Annotated in this window: 1 protein-coding gene; it reads right to left on the bottom strand. The window is 72.9% G+C overall.

The window, feature by feature from the left end; all coding sequences use genetic code 11:
- Nucleotides 1-336: 336 nt before the first annotated feature.
- Nucleotides 337-1,123, bottom strand: a 787-nt coding sequence (locus AB4112_RS35960; protein ID WP_441727257.1) for an aromatic amino acid lyase, incomplete at its 5' end; no start/stop codon positions are given.

Genomic DNA, 1,123 nt, shown 5'->3' with positions numbered 1-1,123 from the left:
CTTGTGATTGTCTGCGGGCGTTCGCCGGTGGGACGAAGAGGCCCCTTCAACTCATCAAGCGTGGCCAGGGAAGCGGAAAGACGACCCGGATGACGACGGGCGTCGAGCCCGATTGCGAGGCGGTCTGTCTTTCCGCGCCCCGGTCCGGGTGGCCACCCGGACCGGGGCATCCCGCTCTCGCGGAATGATCCTTTCTACCCTCTTTCCAACAGACAATTGCGAGGAGGCGAAGCCGACGAAGCAATCCATGGTCCCGCACGGGCTGCCCGATGGATTGCTTCGCTGCGCTCGCAATGACGGAAAAGGTGGCGGGAGAAGCAACGCGCGGCGCGGTCCTTAGCCCAGGATCGGCTCCAGCCCACCCTCGGCAATGAAGGCGGTGACCGCCGCGATGTCGGGCGCGGCCGGCCGATCCGCCTCCAGCCGCGGCACCAGCGCCCGCACCGCCATGTGGATCGCGGCGCTGCCCGTCCCGAGCCGGATGCCGGGGCGCAGGTCGACCGCCTGGGCGGCGACGACCAGCTCGACCGCCGCCAGCAGCCGCAGCCGCGCGACGATCTCGCCGGTCTTGCCCACCGTCGCGGTCGCCATGGTGGCGTAGTCCTCGACCCCGTCGGCCACCGCCAGCACCACCACCGGCATCGGCGCCGCGAGATGGCCGATCTCCGCCACCAGCGCGGCCGCGGTCTTCTGCACCGGGCCGTAGCCGGCGCTGCCGTCCTGCACCGGCGCCAGGAAGCGCGGCAGGTCGCTGGAGGCCGGCGACATCAGCTTCATGATCCGCGCCGCCGACACCGCCGCCACCCGGGCCAGCGCCGCGCCCAGCGCCTCGAAGGCCAAAGCGAGATGGGTCGGGTCGAAATTGGCGTTGGGCAGCGCCACCGCATCCTCGGCGATGACAGCCGGGTTGTCGCCGGCGCTGGAGAGCTCCAGTTCCACCGCCTGCCGCGCCGCCGCCAGGGCCGCGAACCCCGAGCCCAGCACTGAGGGCGCGCAGCGGAAGCTGAGCGGGTCCTGCAGCTTGCGGGCGGTGCCCGGCTGCACCAGGTCGCCGCCGGCCAGCAGCGCCAGCAGATCCCGGGCCGCCGCGCCCTGCCCCGGCGCCGGGCGCAGCGCCGCGGCC

The sequence above is a fragment of the Inquilinus sp. 2KB_23 genome (genome assembly GCF_052115705.1).
GTDB lineage: Bacteria > Pseudomonadota > Alphaproteobacteria > DSM-16000 > Inquilinaceae > Inquilinus > Inquilinus ginsengisoli_A.
Note: the sequence above shows the minus strand (reverse complement) of the source record. Positions and strands in the feature narration are given on the sequence as shown.